This window comes from Nodularia chucula CCY0103, assembly GCF_963923915.1.
Lineage (GTDB): Bacteria > Cyanobacteriota > Cyanobacteriia > Cyanobacteriales > Nostocaceae > Nodularia > Nodularia chucula.
Map to the genome: position 1 here is coordinate 1 of NZ_CAWUOL010000104.1, position 17,574 is coordinate 17,574.

Sequence of the window (17,574 nt, forward strand, 5' to 3'; positions counted from 1 at the left end):
TACTGTATTTACTTATTGTTACACATTTTGGTTATTTCACGCCCACCTACTTAGACCAAATAATAAATTCTCTCAAGTCATACACTGCAAACAAGTTTTGATTATGCTTAACTTGTGTGGATAACCATGAAATAGCTTGGGTTTTCATCCCTCCACCATCGATTAATACCAAGGCTTGGGTAGGATAGCAATTTTGAATATTCAAATTGAGATAGGGCAGTTTTTCATCTACTGAACCACTAGTTTGCTGCCATTTGCATTCAATAATTAATCCCGCAGAAATGGCAGCATTACCTATAATATAAAAATCTACATATATGTCGCTACCGTAAATTCCGAGGCCGACGTAAACCTGTCTTGCATATCTTTTGGGTACATGATTCGCGGTTAAAAGATGTGTTAAACGCTGTTTTCTGGGTAAATCAGCACCAACTTGGACATATCTATGTCCCAGCAAAGCACCTTCTACAGAGTTTTCTAAGACATTACCCGAGGTAACTGCTTTTCCGCCTTGAGTCATATTTATGTGGAGTTATTTCACAATATTCCCTGATTTTAGGATTATTGGGAAGGAATAGTAAATACTAGGTTATTAAGTTTTTAATTTTAGAGACAACAAACCAGTGAAAACAGTAATTTTGTACTATTTAAAAGCCAAGTAGTACAGAGAATTTTTTTATTGTCAGTTTAGAGATTTAAAAAGTTACGCCATCAACTTCTCTGTTCTTGATTTGAATCTTAACTTGCTTGAACATCATGATGACCATTGCGGATATCCCATGCGACTTCTAGCATTTGAGTCCAGCGCTTTTGCAGTTGTTTGGGTGTGCATTTAATAGCTTTGGCGATCGCCTGATCACTATGGCGGCTAATTTTTAGCTGCAAAATTTCTTGTTGCTCAGGAGATAATACACCCACAAAGGTTTCCCATTGCTCAGAAGTTAAACCCAACTTTTGCTCCAAACCCGCACCTAACCATTGATGAACTAATTGCCATTGGTGATTTTTGGCGAATTTTTCCACGTGGTATTTAAAACGCTGTTGCAGATAGTCACGCTGGCGACTAGTTAAACCGAGAATTTGGTCAATTTCCGGGGCTGAGAGGTCTTGTAACTTCAGCGTTAGGTAGTCCACACAGTCAGATTGACCTTGAGATTCCAAGTATTTTACCAATTCCGCAATCACGCGATCGCGCTCCGACTCCTCAGAAGGATCGAAATTAGTTTGGGCAACCATCTGGGATCTAATTTGTTGCACCGCCGAGTTACGCTGGTAAGACTCCGCTTCCTCACTTCTGGCTGATTCCACCGCCATTTCAATATCCACAGTCGTTTCCTGGGGCTGACGACGGGCAAAACCTTGGGCGCGCAGAATAATCAATTGCTGATTATTTCCACCAGGTAAATTAATCCGGCGTTTAGCATATTGCTCTGTAAACGCAATGTATTCTGCTAACTGTAACTGAGTCCGGGGCTGATAATCTTCAGCTAATAAGTTTTCCCGGCGGAAAGCTTTAATAGCCTCAATGTAAAAGGCTTGGAGAAAATCCTCAATCAAACAGTAACGAGCATTAAAGCCCAACTCGGAACCAGCAATAGTCACATGACGATAAACCATAGCACCTAAAGTACTATGTAATTCCACTCTTCCCCGTCTAGAACCTAGTTTGTAGTAATGCAGGCACTTTTGCAAGCGATGACGAGCTAAATTAACTTGCCATGACTCGATTTCCCCAGATTTCTGGATGCGAGAGCTTTTGTCACATATTCTTTCAACTTCTGTAGCGATGCGCTGTGATACCGCTTCTACACACTTAGATTTGGCCTTCACTTGAGCTTGCATTTCTTGATATAGCAATTGTCTCAAGCTATTTTGATCATCATCTAGCAATTCTGTCGGCGAAACACTGCATAAAAAAGCAGATTGAGAAGTTGGTAGATTTGCAAGGTTGGGTTTCATGACTTTTCTTTGAGTATGGTATTGCACCGTAACTACAACGCAGATACAGCAAATGAGACCAGCCTTGGCTGGAGAAATATTTAGCATTCTCAAAACCCACTGCCAGCACTGCTCATATATAAGACTGTAAGTAAGTTAAAAAGTTACAAGAAAACTAATGTGTCGGTTTTTGTATGAGCAACCACCTTAAGAATGACGCATGAATATGTGCCACCCCTGAAAAGTGGTGAAAAGACTTGTTATATCGATATTTATCGCCATCCTATTTTACCCACGGCCAGAGATTGTAAGTATGACGATTTCAAAACTGGAGCCTTTTGAGCAAGTTTCTTTAAAACTAAACGACAAACCTGTACACTTTGTTTCTTATACCCAATTTGTTGCTGCTTCCCAACCTAAACCCCGCCTCGTGATCATTGGTTCATCTCCCGTCAAATCTAAAATTGTAGACACCTCATAAGTTGTTTCCTCACCAGTGTCTATAATTACATCTACTAAATTATCCAAACGGTCAAACAGTTCCACCCGTGACAGTCTAGGTTCTAAATCTAGCCTTACTGGTTCATCATCTGGTGGCAGATGTGCCGAAGTGGAAATAATCGGATTTTCCAAGGCTGCTAGTAATGCCAAGCATACCGGATGATCAGGTACACGAATCCCTGTAGTTTTGCGCTTGGGACTTTGTACTAGTCGCGGCACTAACTTAGTAGCGGGGAGTAAAAAGGTGTAAGTACCAGGAATCAAGCGCTTCATAATCCGATAAGCTGTATCACTGACAAAGGCATAGGTTGCCACATTGGATAGGGAGGGACACAAAAATGTTAATGGTTTATCATTGGCTAACTGTTTAATTTGCCGCACTCGTTCCACTGCCGACTTGGCATTTAAATCGCAACCGATAGCATAAACTGTGTCTGTAGGGTAGAGCATAACTGCGCCACTGGAGAGCGCTGACTTTATTTCCTCTATACGGCGGGTTTGTGGATTATCAGGATGGACAGAGAAAATTTTTGCCATAGCCAGTTCTGAGTAAGAGGTGAGAAATTGTGCATAGATTGGGAGTAGGGAGTAGGGAGTTGTAAGGGCAAAGCGCAGGCTACGCTAACAGAAATCAAATAGGAGTCCTAATATTATGATTAAAGTTGCTTACCTTGAATGTCCCACAGGCATTTCTGGTGATATGTGTCTAGGGGCTTTAGTGAGTTTGGGTGTTCCCATAGAATATTTAACTGAAAAACTGAACAGATTGGGAATTTCTCCAGAGTATAAGCTGAGAGCGGAACTTGTGCAACGTAATGGACAAGAGGCAACTAAAGTTTATGTGGATTTACTTCATCACCACCACCACGAACATAGTCACCATCATGGCCGCCACCTCCCAGAAATCGAAAACATGATCCTCAAAGCTGATTTGCGATCGCGGGCAGAAACTTGGAGTTTGGCAGTATTTCGACAGTTAGCAGTAGCAGAAGGGGCAGTACATGGCATTGCGCCAGAAAAGGTGCATTTTCATGAAGTGGGCGCTGTAGATGCCATTGTGGATATTGTGGGTACGTCCTTGGGGCTGGATTGGTTAGGTATTGATAGTAATGATCAAGGATTACCTGCACTATACTGTTCAGCTTTGCCTACAGGTGGGGGAACAGTACACGCTGCTCACGGTGAGATGGCTGTACCAGTACCAGCAGTATTGAAGTTGTGGGAAATGCGCGGTTGTCCAGTGTTTAGTAATGGGATTAATAAAGAACTCGTAACACCAACAGGGGCGGCGATCGCTACTACCTTAACTACAGAATTTGGTTCACCACCAGCAATGACCATTAAACAGGTGGGACTGGGAGCAGGAACTATCAATTTACCTATTCCTAATATATTACGTCTCTGGTTGGGCGATTGCGCTTCGCGCACGGCCGGAGGCGATCGCACTCATAATTATCAAGATCCCCATTCCAATTTAGAAACCATTACCGTACTGGAAACCCAAATTGACGATCTCAATCCCCAAGCCCTCGGCTACATCTTTGAAGCCTTATTTACCGTTGGTGCTGTAGATGTATTCACCCAACCCATAGGAATGAAAAAATCCCGTCCTGGAATTTTACTAACTGTCATCTGCCATCCAGAGAATTTACTAGCCTGTGAAGCAGTTTTATTCCGCGAAACCACAACTTTAGGTATTCGCCGCAGTACCCAACAGCGCTCTATCCTACAACGGGAAATTCAATCAGTACAAATTGAATATGGCACAGTCCGGGTGAAAGTAGCATGGCAAGGAGACAAGGAAAATCAGGGTATTAGCAACGTCCAACCAGAATATGAAGATTGTGCAGAATTAGCTCGTCGCCACAATATCCCCTGGCGTGAAGTTCAACGATTAGCATTACAAACTTGGTATTCTAAAGCCCCCATTTTGTAAACGGGGGATAGAAACGGATATGCCAAATTTATTTGGGTGGCTTGTTTATAGAATAGATCGGAATTATCGTAACCGCAAAGGAGGTTAGGACATAAACGGATAATAAAACTGAGACACCAAAAGGCTCTTAACCCAGTCCCCAGTCCCCAGTCCCCAATCCCCAGCGATACTTTCCACTAATCTAAATCAATGTCTCTCACAGTTCGTTTCATCGCGTCAGCTGCATCCTCAGCTTGGCGTTGCAGACTCTTTGTAGCGTCTTCAGTACCGCGTTGCACATTTTTACTCAAGTCTTTAGCCACCCGTCCAGTATTTTCCTGGAGATTTTTCACTCCGCGCTGTGTTCCCTTGGTAAAACCTTCACGTAATTCTTCCGCAGAACCGCCAATATTTTCCTGGAGATTTTTCACTCCACGCTGTGTTCCCTTGGTAAAACCTTCACTTAATTCTTCCGCAGAACCGCCAATATTTTCACCGAGGCGCTTGACTCGTTCATCCAAGGGTGTACCTTCTTGATAATTGCGGATATATTGCTCTGAACTATCGATACCCTTCTGTGCAACATTTTTCCGGGCATTTTTCGCCAATTCTGCGGCTCTAGCATTTGCTGCTCTTTCATCTGCTCTAGCTCTAGGATCTACATCGCTAAAGTTATTCATTCCACCCTCTGGGGTATTCAGTGGATAACTTTTTGTAGGATCGTACATTTCCATATTAGGTGATTGAGCATTGGGTTGTGGTGGCTGTTGGGCGATTCCCGGATTACACGCCTGTATCATCAACAAGAATGTTGCCGCCAAGCAGACTGTTAAAATTTTCACAGGACGGATCTTGTTTAGCCAATTCATGAGTCTTTTCATCATTTCACTCCTGGAATGCTTGTAATTAAGTTAAACTTATGCTGCTCTTGAAGGCGATTAATTGCCTCACTATTTAGCAGTTGTTTGGGAGAATTTGGGATGATTTTTCGATCTCCAATCTGCCCATCACAGTCAGGTTCTATTTACCGACGGGGGGATTTTTTTGTAACTCAGGTGGAGAAGTTGCTTCTTCGATTTGCTTGGTTGAGTAGTTTCGATAATCAAACAATTTTGGCTTACCTGACACCTAGCAAACATAGTAATTCTGACTTGTCTACGTTCATCTCTCCTAATATTTTTATGCTTCTCACCCCATCACGAAAAATTTCATAACCCATTCCAATAATACGAATAAAAAAACAAGTTAGCCTCTAGCGTAGGTAACAATATCCTTGCTACTAAAATCAGACTTTTATCTAACTAGAGAGAGATTTTTCCCAGTAATTAATCCGGTTGTAGTGTTGAAAATAGTTTAATTTTTGCAAATGAAGAACCAAATTTTACGCTGGCTAATTTTAGGAGTAACCCTATTTTTTTTAGCGAAAGCCCTGAAAGATAACTGGGCGGAAGTGATAGCAATTCAAATTGATGCAGTAGGATGGGCAATTTTATCCATAGCTACAGGCGTAACTTTACTAGCACATATTTGGGGTGGTTGGATATGGACTTGGATTCTCAAAGAATTAAATCAATCTGTACCATCTGGAGAATTTATTCAAGTTTATCTAAAAACTAATATGGCTAAGTATTTACCTGGGAATGTCTGGCATTATTATGGGCGAATGGTAGCGGCAAAAAATGCTAATATTCCTGCTGGTGCTGCTACTTTAAGTGTGTTGCTAGAACCTCTGCTGATGGTGGCTGCGGCTTTAATTATGATTGTTGTCTGCGGGAGCCAATTTGCAGATGCTCATAGCACTGTATCTGTAAAAATATTACAATTTTTGAGTTTGGCTGTGGTACTTGCTGCGGTTCATCCCCGGTTTTTGAATCGAGGGATTTGCTTTGTTTATAAATTAAAGGTGAAAAGGTCTGCTGTGGCTACTCAGCCTAGTATTCCCTTTAAAGTTAAACGTTATCCTCTACTACCTTTGTTGGGGGAATTAGGTTTTTTAATATTGCGGGGGACTGGGTTTATTTTAACTGTCTTTGCCCTCACTCCCTTAAATGTCAGCCAATTACCTCTATTACTAGGGGCTTTTAGTTTTGCGTGGTTGCTAGGTTTGGTGGTTCCGGGCGCGCCTGGGGGTTTGGGTGTATTTGAAGCTACTGCGATCGCGCTTTTGCAGCACCGCTTTCCTTCGGCTATGATTATTAGTGCGATCGCTTCCTATCGTCTCATTAGTATTATCGCTGAAACTGCTGGTGCAGCACTAGCTTCCCTGGATCAAGGCATAGGTAAAGCTGTATAAACAATTAAACCTATCTGTGACTTTACTCATAAGGTTGCCGAATCCCAAAATTAACGACTCCTCAAACACCCCACCCTACTTCTTTGCGGGCGGGGACTTCCGCGTTACATTAAAATCAAACGAACAACCAAATCAACACCTATCGCCAACAACTAAACACTTAGGAGGTAACAAACAATGATTTTGACCAAAGATAACACCCCACAGCTTACCCCTAAAGAATACTTTACTTGGGAAGAACAGCAGCTAGAAAAACATGAATATATCAACGGCGAAGTCTATGGAATGGGCGGTGGTAGTGTAAATCATGGTCGCATTGCCATCAGGTTAACTGCCCTGTTTGATGCCCATGTAGAGAATAGTGGTTGTATAACTGGTAATTCTGATATCAAGGTTAATATTGTCGAGACGAATAACTATACCTATCCAGATGCAAGTGTGACTTGCAATGAACAGGATAAAAATACTGCCAACTATTTTACCTACCCCTGCTTAATCGTTGAGGTTTTGTCAAGCAGCACCGAAGCCTACGATAGAGGCGGCAAGTTCAGAATGTACCGCCAAAACCCGGCTTTAATCGACTACCTACTAGTCAGTTCCACTAGCATCGAAATTGACTTGTATCACAAAAACAAGGCAGAAGAGTGGTTGATTATCAACTACAAAGCAGGCGACACTATCGAACTTAAAAGCATTAACCTCAACTTCCCCATTGAACAAATTTATCGCGGTTTGACCCTCGATCCAGGTAATGGAGAATAGAATAAAAGTATTACTCGAACCATAGGACTACCTTTAAGGCAAACTTATGGGTAGAGTCACAAGGCAGGTCGGCTTGTATGTTAACTTTTTAGTGGGGGTGGAGGGACTTGAACCCACACGACCTATTACGGTCAACGGATTTTCATTCTCTCGCAGCTTTCGCTACTGCCTAGTTTTAATAACTTGAGGCTTTGAGAATTGGACTCTCTCTTTACCCTCGGCTTAACGTTAGGGTAGCTCCCGTCGAGTCTCTGCACCTTCCGACTAATTGTGAGTTTTACAACTCAGGCTTAGTTCGGCTTGGCTCAGGATTGCCTTGTCTGCTTACAGATTTAGGTTTCCCTGAATTTGACAGCTTCCACTTGAAAGATTTCTCTATCAAGGCTCAGTTTTCTAAGTCCGTAGCGTCTACCATTCCGCCACACCCCCATATTTGCTGGGAGCCACTGTGTTTTTGGGCTGCAAATAACCCTTGCTTAATGTAGCAGTAGTTGCTTTTTTATGCAAGTAAATTGAAATACTTTTTTTCCAATTCCGGAGTGTTTTTCGGATTGAATGGTTTCAATTTTTTACCGCCTTGCAGATTGTAGCATAGATATCAAAAATAGAAAAATATTTTTCTGGAAATTTTTCAACTCCCCATAAGAAGCAAGGGAGCGGGGGGGAAGTTAGAAATTACTTGACACGGACAGCAGCTTAACAACCTTTCCTCTTCTCCCTTGCACCCACACTCCCAACTTCCAACAATTAGTCTTTCCTCAGCCGAGGGGTTCAGCCTATGATGGAAAGTAGATGCACTGAATGCTATTGTCCACTTAAAGAGAAAAAATCTATGATTGTAGCCTTGCTGTATCTGGCTTTGGCTGGAGCTTACCTGTTAGTCATCCCCATTTTTGTGATGCTGTACCTGAAACAGCGCTGGTATGTAGCTAGCTCCATTGAGCGGACTATCATGTATTTTATGGTGTTTTTCTTTTTGCCAGGGTTGTTGGTTTTATCGCCTTTTGTGAATCTGCGCCCTCGGCCGCGACAAATTGAAGTTTAACGAGATTGGTAGGTCATAATTCTCATGCGACGTATTGACGCTATCGGAATTGGGTTTGGTGTTTTTATTGCTGGTGGTTTGGGATATGTCGGATTACAGCTAGTAGGTTTGGATGGTGAACAAGCTGGAATCTGGAGCCAAGTTTTACTAGTTGCTGGCTTGGTGGGCTGGTTAGCTTCGTACCTATTCCGCGCGGTGGGAAATAAAATGACCTACCATGAACAACGGGAACAGTATGAAAAAGCCTTTCTGCAAAAACGGCTGGATGAACTGACTCCCGAAGAACTAGCAAAAATTCAAGATGAAATCGCACAAGAAGAACAGAGTCAAGTGTAAAGTGATCATTGGTTGGTTATTTCTGGCTGGCTAACTGACCATTGAACACTCACTGATAATTCTTGAAACATGACTGCGATTTCTAATTGCTTTGACACCTTGGGAAAAAATCGAGAATGCGCTCTGATTCCGTTTATTACTGCTGGAGATCCAGATTTAGCAACAACAGCAGCAGCTTTGCAGGTTTTGGATCAAAATGGAGCCGATATTATTGAACTGGGTGTTCCTTACTCTGATCCTCTGGCTGATGGCCCAGTGATTCAAGCGGCTACTACCCGTGCTTTGCAAAGAGGGACAAAGTTAGAACCTGTGTTGGAAATGTTGCAGGCTACTACTCCTAGTTTGCGATCGCCCATTATCCTGTTTACTTATTACAATCCCATTTTGCACCGTGGTATTGATAAGTTTCTGGAACAAATTGCGGCCGCTGGGGTATCAGGACTAGTAGTTCCCGATTTACCTTTAGAGGAAGCAGGGGGCTTGCTAAAACCAGCTAGTGAAATTGGTATCGATTTAACTTTGTTGGTGGCTCCTACTAGTTCGGCGGAACGGATAGCAGCCATCGCTCGTTCTTCCCAAGGGTTTATTTATTTAGTCAGTGTCACAGGTGTAACTGGGATGCGAACTCAAATGGAATCACGAGTATCAGATTTACTCAAACAAATTCGTAGCATTACAGATAAACCTGTGGGTGTCGGTTTTGGAATTTCCGAAGCTGCACAAGCGCGACAAGTGAGAGAATGGGGAGCGGATGCGGCAATTGTCGGTAGTGCATTTGTCAAAAGATTAGCAGAGGGTACACCAGAACAGGGGCTGAATGCGATCGCCGAATTTTGCCAAAGTCTCAAAGCAGCTATTAAGACCAATGACATCAGCATAAATATTTGATAAAAAAAAGCTCAGATGTTGTTTTTTTACCATGATCTGGTGGACAATTTAGCGAATATAGTTTTGAATATTAACAGCACACAGTAGCCTGTAAAAAAACTAGCTAGTCCGGTCGCTTATAGTTGAGTGTTATGTGAATTTGAGTAGGCGAATAATTATGAGTGTGAAAGTGAGTCAGTCACAAGTGACAGAGGAGCAAAGGCGATGAGTGAGAGTATGGCATTTATCGGCGGAGTAGCCGTAGCTGGGCTGGCGGCTCTTGTCATGCTCAGAGGTGCGGATACTAGCGCTATGCAAAGTAATTTTGCTTTTCCGGCTCGGCAGATGCCGACGAATGTTGCGCCGCCCATGATGCAGCCACCCCCCGTATATCCGCCCTACGGAATGAATCCATATTATCCTAGTCCCAGTCAACCCCCTTCTCAGTCAAATCCTGAGCAGCGCGTGGAAATGGAACGGCTAAATATGCAGTTGGAACGTTTAAAAAGCGATAACGAGCAGTTGAGAGCGCAAAACCAACAACTCCAGTTTCAATTTCAAAATTGGAACAACCAGCAAATGCAGTTAGCCCAACAAAATAGCCAAAAAATTGTCCCCGAACTATTGAAGCCTCAAACTCAAGAGCCTTGGTGGTCTACACCGATAATTTGGGCAGTAGGAGGTGCAACTCTCACTATAGGTGGTGGTGTTGTAGTGGCTGGTGTGTTGGCTTTATTTTCGCCACGGCAGCGCCCCACCCGCACAGTGCAAGTTATGCATCCTTACCACGGTTCCACACCCCCCTTAGCTCCTGTACGTCGGGCAGAGTTTTTACCTTCGCCTCGCATGGAAGCCAGACGAGTTGAATCCCCAGAATATGATGATATGCACTAAGGATATAGCTGGGGACTGGGGACTGGGGACTGGGTATTGGGTATTGGGTATTGGGGTGCAGTATTGCAAATTCCTAATTATTGTCCCCTCCATAGAAAGCAATCTGGTAAAAAGCCCCGAATTTATTTGTGGAACCGCCATTTCTCTCCCCTTCTCCCTGCCTCTTGCTCCTCTGCCTTCTTCTTTCCCCTGCTCCCCTGCCTCTTGGTGCGTCCTCACGTCCTTGGCGGTTGCTATAAATCAACTATTAACTTCAAAGACTTTATATGGTCTCATTGAACCCAGAATCCCCTTTTCTTTAGACTGGGAAGCGTCAATCAGCATCGGGAACTGGTGACGGGGACTGGTCTTGAGAATTTAGTTCAGGTGATATCTGTTTTTCTGTTTGTTTTTCCAGATTTGCATCTGCTTCTTGAAATAAAGATTGTACTTTTTTCCGCCAGTATTTTGTATCAGGCAATCTCTCGGAATGATTTTTATAATCTAAAACTTTATCCCATTCACCATCGTCTATAGCTTGATTGATGTCATTAAAGACCTCCTCAGCCTTAGCCCAATCTTTTTGCCACTGATTAATCATCTCTACTGTCTCTCTTAAGCCAGAAGAAGCATTACCGGGAATAGACCGCAATAGAGAGATTGCTGCGCGTAAATCCCCTGATTCATACTTTTCTTTAGCTTCTTCAATAATTTTGTCAGTATCATCACTAGACTGTGATGGATCTGGTGTGTCTAAAACTGGTGGCTCAGGTTGTGGTTTCGGGACAGGAATCGGTCTGGCAGTAATCAAAGTGCTATCATCTACCGTATTAATAGCAATGCCTTGATCTCGTAGACAAGTCACCCACTGTTCATTATTAGTAATTACATCTCTGTGCGCCCAAGCCAAACGACCAGAGTTCAATTTAACTTCTACCCAACCCCTTTGTGTGCGCTTGCCTGTGACATCAAAACTAGTATTATTACCAATTGTTTGTAAAATATTATCAGAATTAATAGAAGTAGGTTCAGAACGAACATTAGAATTACCTGCAACCACAGCCGAACAGTTAGGGGCGGGATTATTCGCGGTGTTAGTTGCTAAATTTCTGACATTGGGATAAACATTTGTAGCTAAAACCGCAGCTCCACTAGCTAAAAATAACCCTATCAGGAAGGGCCAGGGGTCGGGTTTGTGAAATTCTTGATGGATTGGTTTTTTGGTAACTACAGGATTGGCTGGGGCAACTGCAACGGTTTTTTGTGGGGATAATTGAGATAAAGAATTAGTGGGTTGGTAATGATGATGGTAAGAGGGTGGTGCTGATGTGGCAATGGCAAATACTGGGTTAACTGTGCCTATAGCTTTTAGGGCTTCTGTAGCAGTTTGATAGCGGTCTTTGAAGTGATAATGCACCATTTTGGTGAGGATGGCTGCTAAGGGATAGTTCACCTCTGCTAAATGCTGCCACAGGAGTTCTCCAGTATTGGGGTCTTCTGGTAATTCTACTGCTGGTAATCCGGTAAGGGCGGCAATGGCAATCATGCCCAAGGAATAAATATCACTATTGGGGCGGGGTTTTCCTTGGCCTTGTTCTGTAGGCATATAACCGGGAGTTCCAATGGCAACTGTAGCTGTAGGATGCGCTCCCACACTGACCATTGGTAGTCTTAACTGCTTGACTGCGCCAAAATCTACTAAAACGAGTTTTTGATCAGAAGCGCGCCGAATAATGTTATCTGGCTTAATGTCACGGTGAATCACCCCTTGGCTGTGAACAAATTCGAGGATTTCTAGGACTCCTCGCAAGAGTTCTATGACTTGGCTTTCTTCCCAACGCTGTCCGGGTATAAGTTCTTCAGCTAAGGTATGTCCGGCTATATATTCCTGTACTAAATAAAATTGTTGGTTTTCGTCAAAGTAAGCCAGTAGCCTGGGTATCTGGTCATGATTACCTAATTTTTCTAAGGTTTCGGCTTCGCTGTGAAATAGGCGCTTGGCTGTGTCAAAAACTCTGGGGTCGGCAGTTGCAGGTTTCAGGTGCTTAACGACGCAGATTGGGTGGCCTGGCCTCCTGGTGTCTTGGGCAATATAGGTCTGACCAAATCCCCCTTGAGCGAGGATTTGAATAATTTGGTAACGATTATCTAGTAACTTGCCGATCATATTTTCCCCTCAGAGTTATTACCTGTTTTTTCTGCTGGTAATAAGTATCTCCAAATTTTGTTGCATGAAATCCGTTATCTTGGGATAAAGATTTAAACTAAAAAATTAGCTTTTCTATTAATTTAGACTGTTGATTTGTCATTTAGTGTTCCCTTTTACTACCAATGCCACCGAGAATAACTAACCCAGTCACATGGCAACAGGCTGAACTTCTGATGCAACCTGCGTTTATTCGTGTTGTCGATAATATTCGTAAGCATCTTGATACGTCTGGTTGGAAGGGAAGTTACCATGATGTTCTGATTTGGCCAGCTAACACCACTGATGAAATTAAGGCTTTGGTAACTCAGTTGTTGGAAGCAATGGAAAGTGCAAGTTTAGAAGAGGCGGATGAAATTCGCGCTACTCTTGCTGATCTACCAATGCCCCATCCAGGATATCATTTGCTTTTGCAACGTCAACAGCATGAGGTGAGTATAGATTTGTGGGAAATGTGTTATCAGGTATGTTTTTTAAATTACTCTGCTGTCAGTGGCAGTGCAAATATTGATACTACTTTAATTGATGAGGCTGGTGAGGTGGATTGGCAGTGTTTGGAGAATAAGACTAGGGATTTAGTGGCTGAGATGTTTGCTAATTTACCAGATGGGTAAACAGGATATTACTGGGGGTGGGTATCTTACCACCCTAGAAGATGTTTAAATCCAACTGCTGAACCACATTCTGATTTGGAAACCTTCTGGTGATAGGGGTAAACCTAAATATAAGGGCATCCAAAAAATGAAGGCGGAAATAATTATGAATGTTATGGTGATTCCCACTGCTCTGATTGTACGATAATAACTATGGAGACACTGGTCTGTAAACCAGGCGATCGCTAAAAATATAAATACGACAGCACACATATAGTGATACATAAAAACGCATCTAGTGACTTTTACCCAAGGTAATAAGTTGGCAGCATAATTTAATACTAAAAATAGGGCAATCCCAGTATCAATTGTCAAGTTTTTTGGGACTATGAAATGTTCTTGTGGCAACCAAGGTATGAGGATTTGTAATCCTAGCATTGCTGCTAAAAACAAAATAGCGGCGACACCAAACCACCACAAAAAAGGATTACCCATTCCATGGACATCATAGATAATTTTATATGTGACAGGATGGGAATGGGACGGTAATTCAGATAATGGTTGAGTAATACTGTCAACAGTTTGGTAATAATAAGCAATTGGTCTATTCATTAACGGCCATTCATACCAAGCTGCACAGTAAGGATGGACATTAAGATTATTTCCACCCATCTGGAGATGAAAACTCAAAATTTTCTGGTGTACTGCGATAAATCCATATCTTTTATCTATAGGACTCCTATTTGATTTCTGAACGGATTTTAAGATAAACGCCTCGTTGGATAAAGATTTTAATCTCAGTATGTTTTCAAAATTCAAACCGGATTCCTATAGCTGGAGATGAGGAATCCAAATAATACTATAAACTATGGCGGGGATAATTCCTAAGTATAATAGTATTTCTAATATATTGATTTGTGTGAGCTTTGCTAGTGGTGTCTGCACTAAATTATCTGGAAATGATTTATTTTTATCAACCCATTTTTGATGCCATATCCTCAGAAAATCTTTGGTGTATCTGATGATTTCTCTAGGTGATTCTGGGAAGTTTGGGCTATGGGGAAAAGATTGGAATGTATGAATTATATAAACTGATAGCCAAATTAAATATGCACCGAATAAAAACCATAAGCCATTCCATTTAGTGGCAACTGATGCGCCGAAGTTAATACCTGATAAGATTAAGTAAATAGTACGCTTTTGTTTCTGTTTGTTTAATGCTAATAACAAAAATAATTGCCCTAGTAAGCCGAAGATCACAATATAAATATTATTTAAAGCATAACGAGATTCCACTAAGAATAATCCGTCACAAGCTGTAAATAAACCTGCTAGTAAAGCAAAGCTATAGCGATGATTTAATTGATAGGCAATGGCGGCGACGATTATAGGAATAAATGAGCCTGTGAGGGCATTTAACCAACGATAACTCCAAGGCGATCGCACTGAACCTGTGAGTTGATTTACTGTATCTTGTCCAAAGGGTAGGTGACTACCAATCCAAATACCAATGGCGATGATATATTGACTCAGGGGCGGATGGGCATTAAAAAATGGTGTTTGGGTGAGATAGTTATTACCAAATTGGGCAAAGTAAACTTCATCAAATACTAGTGTGTTAAATCGTTCTAATCCCCAAAAGCGTAAGCACAATGATAGAATAAAGATAAATAATAAACCAGTTTGAAACCATTTCTTAGTCATTTGTCAATAATTAAAGGTTTGTAGTCAGGACTAAAGTCCTGAATTAAGGGCTACAGCCCTTCCTAAGAGATCAATTACAATATTTTGACATTTTTTCACATAGTTAGGTTGACTCTCGCCAACTTACTTACCTTTTTGGTATTTCAAGTGATACAATTTTCTGATGTTTGATAATATTTGTAAGTTCATCGCGGAAACATTTTCAACCGACTTAGCTACATGGCTATTGGGAACACCCGTAGAATTAACCGAGTTAAGTCCCAAAGAATTATCTTTAGAACCGATTCGCGCTGACGCGTTAATACTACTGCAATCAGATGAAATGGTTCTACATCTGGAATTTCAGACTCAGCCTGATCCGTCTATTCCTTTTCGCATGGCGGACTATCGCCTACGGGTGTATCGACGCTTTCCCCAAAAACGAATGCGTCAAGTGGTAATTTATTTAACGGAAACAAAATCTGAAGAGGTGTATAAAAATACATTCAGTATCGATGGTTTACACCATGAATTTACGGTAATTCGCTTATGGGAAGAACCGACAGAAGTATTTTTGAGAACGCCGGGGTTACTGCCATTTGCGGTGCTAAGTAATACGAATAATCAAACCAATACATTGCAAGCTGTAGCTGATGAAATTAACAATATTAGTGATCGGAGAATGCAAAGTAATCTGGCAGCATCCACAGCAGTTTTAGCTGGGTTAGTATTGAAACAAGATGTGATTCAACGCTTACTAAGGAAGGATATTATGCGCGAGTCAGTGATTTATCAATTGATTAAAACCGAAGGTTTGGAAGAAGGTAGACAGGAAGGTATACGAGAAGGTAGACAGGAAGGTAGACAAGAAGGTAAACAGGAAGTAGCTATCAACTTGCTAGCAGAAGGAATGGTAATTGAAGCAATCGCTCGAATTACTGGTTTATCTGTGGAAGTAGTGCAAGAGTTACAGCGTCAACAAGCTGATACTCAAGCGTAGCTGTCTCTGCACTGATGCTCAAAAGTTAACTAAAAGCATTCAAATTAACAGTGTATTCGTCCATCGGTAACAACCGCCAATTAGAGCTACCATCAAGTTCTAAAACATACTCATGATACTGCAACAAACTGGGGCGGTGTCCGACACTAATTAATGTAGTTCCTTTAGCTTTGAGTTGTTGATAGAGATTCTTTTCATTAGCTAAATCCAGCGCACTGGTAGCTTCATCTAGAATAACGTAGCTAGGCATATTCAGGAGCAGTCGCGCAAAAGCCAAGCGCTGTTGTTCTCCTAAAGACAGAAAATTAGCCCAGTCTAATTCGACTTCAAAACCCCCAACTCGTTCTGGTAATTCTGCTAAGTTTACCTCTGCTAAGACATGGCGCATTTTGGTTTCACTGATATCATGATCAGGGTTGGGGTAAAGTAACTGACTCCGCAATGAACCCAATACCATATAAGGACGTTGGGGTAAAAACATGATTTCTGATAAAGGGGGGCGGAGAATTTGACCTGTTCCTGCATTCCATAATCCGGCGATCGCTCTTAATAATGAACTTTTACCACTACCACTATTCCCGACAATTACTAAACCCTCACCAGCCTGTAAGCTGAATGGTAAATCACGTACCAAGGTGCGTTCGTAGTTCGGAGTCAATAGGGTGACGCTACGCAATTCAATCTCAGAAGCTTCTGTGACATCAATAGTTCTCATTCCTGGCTGCTGTTGGTCTGCGGTTTCTAGCACTGCGTCTAAGTCCCCCATCCGTTCAATCCCGGCGGCGAAAGCTGTTAAATTTTCAAATTGACCGACTACCACAGATAAAGCGCTAAAAATTTGACTAAAGGCGATCGCAGCTTGAGTAAATGTCCCAAATTCCGTATCCCCTGCAAAGTAAATCGGTGCAATTACTAAATAAGGGAGTGCGGAAACAAAATAGTTATAACTAGTAGTAAAAAAACCTAAATTACGTTGCCAATTTATTAACAACTCAAAATTATTAATGGCGCGAATAAAACGCTGTTTTAGCTGAAGAATTTCTTCCGTTTCTCCTTGATAAAAAGCAATAGATTCGGCATTATCTCGCACATGAATTAGTCCATAACGAAAATCAGCTTCTCGTTTAAGTTGATTATAGTTAATCCCGATTAAGCGTTGACCAATCCAAGCCGTGACTACTGTTCCGAAAATTGCATAAACGACTAGGGCTACTGATAAAGAAACGGAAATAGATAATAAAACTCCGGTGAAAGATATTAAAGTAATCACTGATGTCAGAATCAGCAGTGTAAAAGATAAACTAGTGCGAGTAAATGACCTGATATCCTCAGCAATCCGTTGGTCGGGGTTGTCAATTTTTTGATTAAAGTTAATCTGGTAATAAGCCCGATTTTGAAAATATTTATCGAGAAAATGGTTAGTTAACCATTCCCGCCATTGCAATCCTAACTTGTCTTGCAGATAGCCATACATGACTACAATGGGAGTACCAATGACTAACAACCCAGTATACAGCGTTTCCGGCTGTTATGAGGTACAGTAGCAGCAATTAGCAAACCAG

At 41.8% G+C, this 17,574-nt stretch carries 15 protein-coding genes and 2 pseudogenes; 9 read left to right on the top strand and 8 right to left on the bottom strand.

Annotated features, from left to right (window positions below; genetic code table 11):
* Positions 1–46 precede the first annotated feature (46 nt).
* From ACM0OP_RS20775 to ACM0OP_RS20785, 3 genes are all read right to left on the bottom strand, one after another.
* The gene (locus tag ACM0OP_RS20775; protein ID WP_414530327.1) at positions 47–520 is read right to left on the bottom strand and encodes a PD-(D/E)XK nuclease superfamily protein; all 474 of its coding nucleotides are present in this window, start codon (positions 518–520) and stop codon (positions 47–49) included.
* A 218-nt stretch (positions 521–738) separates the two neighbouring features.
* Positions 739–1,959, bottom strand: a complete 1,221-nt coding sequence (locus ACM0OP_RS20780; protein WP_414530328.1) for a HetZ-related protein — start codon at positions 1,957–1,959, stop codon at positions 739–741.
* 366 nt (positions 1,960–2,325) lie between these two features.
* Positions 2,326–2,976, bottom strand: a complete 651-nt coding sequence (locus ACM0OP_RS20785; RefSeq protein ID WP_414530329.1) for an L-threonylcarbamoyladenylate synthase — start codon at positions 2,974–2,976, stop codon at positions 2,326–2,328.
* 115 nt (positions 2,977–3,091) lie between these two features.
* Between ACM0OP_RS20785 and larC the strand changes: the two genes are divergently transcribed.
* Complete coding sequence (larC, locus tag ACM0OP_RS20790) at positions 3,092–4,375, top strand: nickel pincer cofactor biosynthesis protein LarC (protein ID WP_414530330.1); 1,284 nt, start codon at positions 3,092–3,094, stop codon at positions 4,373–4,375.
* A gap of 176 nt (positions 4,376–4,551) precedes the next feature.
* Here the strand turns inward: larC and ACM0OP_RS20795 are convergent, their stop codons facing one another.
* Positions 4,552–5,235, bottom strand: a complete 684-nt coding sequence (locus ACM0OP_RS20795; protein WP_414530341.1) for a hypothetical protein — start codon at positions 5,233–5,235, stop codon at positions 4,552–4,554.
* A gap of 485 nt (positions 5,236–5,720) precedes the next feature.
* Here ACM0OP_RS20795 and ACM0OP_RS20800 point away from each other — a divergent pair, with 485 nt between their 5' ends.
* The 6 genes from ACM0OP_RS20800 (at position 5,721) to ACM0OP_RS20825 (ending at position 10,551) form a co-directional block, all read left to right on the top strand.
* Positions 5,721–6,647 (top strand): lysylphosphatidylglycerol synthase domain-containing protein, encoded by a 927-nt coding sequence (locus ACM0OP_RS20800; RefSeq protein WP_414530331.1) that lies wholly within the window; start codon positions 5,721–5,723, stop codon positions 6,645–6,647.
* A 177-nt stretch (positions 6,648–6,824) separates the two neighbouring features.
* A complete protein-coding gene (locus ACM0OP_RS20805) occupies positions 6,825–7,409 on the top strand; it encodes a Uma2 family endonuclease (protein WP_414530332.1) in 585 nt (194 codons plus the stop codon).
* An 832-nt stretch (positions 7,410–8,241) separates the two neighbouring features.
* Entirely contained in the window at positions 8,242–8,454 is a 213-nt protein-coding gene (gene ndhL, locus ACM0OP_RS20810; RefSeq protein WP_414530333.1) for an NAD(P)H-quinone oxidoreductase subunit L, read from the top strand.
* A gap of 24 nt (positions 8,455–8,478) precedes the next feature.
* Positions 8,479–8,790 carry a DUF3007 family protein gene (locus ACM0OP_RS20815; protein WP_414530334.1) on the top strand — a complete coding sequence of 104 codons (312 nt, stop codon included), beginning with the start codon at positions 8,479–8,481 and terminating at the stop codon, positions 8,788–8,790.
* Positions 8,791–8,859: 69 nt separating this feature from the next.
* Positions 8,860–9,678, top strand: a complete 819-nt coding sequence (gene trpA / locus ACM0OP_RS20820) for a tryptophan synthase subunit alpha (RefSeq protein ID WP_414530335.1) — start codon at positions 8,860–8,862, stop codon at positions 9,676–9,678.
* Between the two features lie 204 nt (positions 9,679–9,882).
* Positions 9,883–10,551, top strand: a complete 669-nt coding sequence (locus tag ACM0OP_RS20825) for a heterocyst differentiation related protein (RefSeq protein ID WP_414530336.1) — start codon at positions 9,883–9,885, stop codon at positions 10,549–10,551.
* 313 nt (positions 10,552–10,864) lie between these two features.
* Here the strand turns inward: ACM0OP_RS20825 and ACM0OP_RS20830 are convergent, their stop codons facing one another.
* On the bottom strand, positions 10,865–12,697 hold the full coding sequence (locus tag ACM0OP_RS20830; protein WP_414530337.1) for a protein kinase domain-containing protein: 1,833 nt from the start codon (positions 12,695–12,697) through the stop codon (positions 10,865–10,867).
* 164 nt (positions 12,698–12,861) lie between these two features.
* On the opposite strand from ACM0OP_RS20830, the gene ACM0OP_RS20835 reads away from it, so the two are divergent.
* Positions 12,862–13,350, top strand: a complete 489-nt coding sequence (locus tag ACM0OP_RS20835) for a hypothetical protein (protein WP_414530338.1) — start codon at positions 12,862–12,864, stop codon at positions 13,348–13,350.
* A gap of 45 nt (positions 13,351–13,395) precedes the next feature.
* Here the strand turns inward: ACM0OP_RS20835 and ACM0OP_RS20840 are convergent.
* Both ACM0OP_RS20840 and ACM0OP_RS20845 read right to left on the bottom strand, forming a co-directional pair.
* Positions 13,396–14,058, bottom strand: a pseudogene (locus ACM0OP_RS20840) (dolichyl-phosphate-mannose--protein mannosyltransferase); the annotation flags it as partial.
* Positions 14,059–14,160: 102 nt separating this feature from the next.
* A pseudogene (locus ACM0OP_RS20845) lies at positions 14,161–15,033 on the bottom strand (phospholipid carrier-dependent glycosyltransferase); the annotation flags it as partial.
* A 163-nt stretch (positions 15,034–15,196) separates the two neighbouring features.
* Between ACM0OP_RS20845 and ACM0OP_RS20850 the strand changes: the two are divergent.
* Positions 15,197–16,012 carry an Rpn family recombination-promoting nuclease/putative transposase gene (locus tag ACM0OP_RS20850; protein ID WP_414530339.1) on the top strand — a complete coding sequence of 272 codons (816 nt, stop codon included), beginning with the start codon at positions 15,197–15,199 and terminating at the stop codon, positions 16,010–16,012.
* A 25-nt stretch (positions 16,013–16,037) separates the two neighbouring features.
* Here ACM0OP_RS20850 and ACM0OP_RS20855 read toward each other — a convergent pair whose 3' ends face one another.
* Positions 16,038–17,516, bottom strand: coding sequence for an ABC transporter ATP-binding protein/permease (locus tag ACM0OP_RS20855; protein ID WP_414530340.1), 1,479 nt, complete (start codon positions 17,514–17,516; stop codon positions 16,038–16,040).
* Between the last annotated feature and the right edge of the window lie 58 nt (positions 17,517–17,574).

Coding starts and splice junctions, on each gene's coding strand:
- ACM0OP_RS20775 (WP_414530327.1), bottom strand. CDS start 520: ATGACTCAAGGCGGAAAAGCAGTTACCTCGGGTAATGTCTTAGAAAAC.
- ACM0OP_RS20780 (WP_414530328.1), bottom strand. CDS start 1,959: ATGAAACCCAACCTTGCAAATCTACCAACTTCTCAATCTGCTTTTTTA.
- ACM0OP_RS20785 (WP_414530329.1), bottom strand. CDS start 2,976: ATGGCAAAAATTTTCTCTGTCCATCCTGATAATCCACAAACCCGCCGT.
- larC (WP_414530330.1), top strand. CDS start 3,092: ATGATTAAAGTTGCTTACCTTGAATGTCCCACAGGCATTTCTGGTGAT.
- ACM0OP_RS20795 (WP_414530341.1), bottom strand. CDS start 5,235: ATGAAAAGACTCATGAATTGGCTAAACAAGATCCGTCCTGTGAAAATT.
- ACM0OP_RS20800 (WP_414530331.1), top strand. CDS start 5,721: ATGAAGAACCAAATTTTACGCTGGCTAATTTTAGGAGTAACCCTATTT.
- ACM0OP_RS20805 (WP_414530332.1), top strand. CDS start 6,825: ATGATTTTGACCAAAGATAACACCCCACAGCTTACCCCTAAAGAATAC.
- ndhL (WP_414530333.1), top strand. CDS start 8,242: ATGATTGTAGCCTTGCTGTATCTGGCTTTGGCTGGAGCTTACCTGTTA.
- ACM0OP_RS20815 (WP_414530334.1), top strand. CDS start 8,479: ATGCGACGTATTGACGCTATCGGAATTGGGTTTGGTGTTTTTATTGCT.
- trpA (WP_414530335.1), top strand. CDS start 8,860: ATGACTGCGATTTCTAATTGCTTTGACACCTTGGGAAAAAATCGAGAA.
- ACM0OP_RS20825 (WP_414530336.1), top strand. CDS start 9,883: ATGAGTGAGAGTATGGCATTTATCGGCGGAGTAGCCGTAGCTGGGCTG.
- ACM0OP_RS20830 (WP_414530337.1), bottom strand. CDS start 12,697: ATGATCGGCAAGTTACTAGATAATCGTTACCAAATTATTCAAATCCTC.
- ACM0OP_RS20835 (WP_414530338.1), top strand. CDS start 12,862: ATGCCACCGAGAATAACTAACCCAGTCACATGGCAACAGGCTGAACTT.
- ACM0OP_RS20850 (WP_414530339.1), top strand. CDS start 15,197: ATGTTTGATAATATTTGTAAGTTCATCGCGGAAACATTTTCAACCGAC.